This is a genomic window from Lactobacillus porci, from assembly GCF_009695985.1.
Classification (GTDB): domain Bacteria; phylum Bacillota; class Bacilli; order Lactobacillales; family Lactobacillaceae; genus Lactobacillus; species Lactobacillus absianus.
Window position 1 is genome coordinate 1 of record NZ_VUMX01000073.1, and the last position, 1,432, is coordinate 1,432.

The window sequence follows — 1,432 nt, forward strand, 5'->3', positions numbered from 1 at the left end:
CAAGCCTGCTTTTTTACTGGTTCTGTCCAGCAAGCTGAACAGCAGTGCAAAAACAGAGGTCAGTCTATTTATCACGGAAGTGCCCCCTCCGACGATTCCGCCAAGCCGCATTGACTGCTGCTTGACGGTACGATTTTTTCTTGCCCAGCTCTCTCAGAGCTGGGCAAGTCCTTTAAGCAAAATATTGATTGATGCATTGACGTCACGGTCATGATGCGCCTTGCAGAATGGGCAGTCCCATTCCCGCACTGACAGTGGCTTCTTGCCCGTATCCTTGCCGCATTTTGAGCAGATTCGGCTGGTGTGTGCTGGATTGACCTTGATGAGGATCTTTCCGTACTTCTTGCACTTGTATTCCAGCATGTCACGAAATTTGCCCCAACTTTGGCGCAGAATTGAGCGGGCAAGGTGGTGATTCTTCGTCATGTTCTTGATCTTTAAATCCTCAATGACGATGACGTCGTATTCCTTCACCAGTTGATTCGTTACCTTGTGCAGATAGTCATCGCGCTGATTTGTGATGCGGCTCATATAGCGGTTCTTGGCGACATTGGCTTTCTGCCAGTTGCGATAGTCAGACAGGCTTTTTGCACCAAGAGCCTTCCTGTTGGCGTCCTGCTGCGACTTAACCAAAGCCAAATGACGGCGCTTGGATGACTTGCTCTGCCAGATTTCTGCTTGTTTCTCGCAGTAATCTGATGAGAACTTGTCAAACTTTCTGCCGTCTGACAGGATGGCCAAGTGCGTCAGCCCCACGTCAATGCCAACCGCCTTGCCAGTCTTTGGCAGGAAGGCGGTCTTTTTCTCCACGATGAGAGAAAGCCAGTAGCGCCCGCAAGCATCGACGCTGATCGTGTAGCGCTTGATCTTGCCGTCGATGACGCCGGTTTTCGATGATCTGACTCTTCTCAGCTTCGGCAGGAACATGTTTCTTTTGCCCATGATCCGGATGCCGGACGACTTGCCAGTATATGACTGCTTGGCGCTGTGCTTTGAGTGGAAGCGGGGCTTGCGCCTCGTTCCGGCAAAGAATGCCTCCCAGGCATCGCTGATGTTCTTGGTCACGATTTGGAAGCTGGAGCTGTCGCTTGCCTTGAGGAATGGATATTCGTTCTTCAAGGCGGGAAGCAGATTGTTCAGATCGAATTCCGTTAACAATTTTGATTTCTTGTTGTTCTTGTAGCGTTCCTGATAGAGGCTGACAAGCTGATTCCAGAGGAAGCGGTCATTGCCAAAGAACTGTCTAAGTTTGGCTTGTTGTACGAGAGTCGGGTACAATCTGATTTTTACTCCATATTCTGGCAGATCTGACTTGCGCTTGCGTATTGCCATGTCGCTTCCTCCTTTCTAGCGTTTAGTGAAACGGTCTATTCCATTGCGTCTCAATGTATTTCTTGACGACAGCTTCGGTTGTCACTCCAATGCTTCCTGC

1 protein-coding gene and 1 pseudogene are annotated in these 1,432 nt (G+C 49.9%); both read right to left on the reverse strand.

From position 1 onward, the window contains the following. Positions 1-153 precede the first annotated feature (153 nt). The gene (locus FYJ62_RS10490) at positions 154-1,332 is read right to left on the reverse strand and encodes an RNA-guided endonuclease InsQ/TnpB family protein (RefSeq protein ID WP_154549574.1); all 1,179 of its coding nucleotides are present in this window, start codon (positions 1,330-1,332) and stop codon (positions 154-156) included. A 22-nt stretch (positions 1,333-1,354) separates the two neighbouring features. Continuing rightward, a pseudogene (locus tag FYJ62_RS11120) lies at positions 1,355-1,432 on the reverse strand (IS200/IS605 family transposase); the annotation flags it as partial.